Genomic DNA, 222 nt, shown 5'->3' on the forward strand with positions numbered 1-222 from the left:
AGCTGTTTCCCAACATCACCCGGGTGATCGGCATCACCGCACTGACCATCATGGCCATCGTCGGCGCCATGTCGTTGTTGACCGTCGTGGTCGGCGTTGCGCGGATGACTTGGCTGGGCCTGTTATCGGTGTGGAAGGTTGTTCAGCTGCTCAACCTGCGCACGGTCGCCGGCTTCGTCCTGCAGAAACTGGCGATCCTGGCTTACATGGCCGTGATCTACA

The 222-nt window shown here is 59.9% G+C and carries 1 pseudogene; it reads left to right on the forward strand.

Annotated elements, in window-relative coordinates:
• Window positions 1-222: pseudogene (locus ACW9IR_RS30245) on the forward strand (phage tail tape measure protein); the annotation flags it as partial.

This window comes from Pseudomonas sp. SDT291_1_S447, assembly GCF_054070155.1.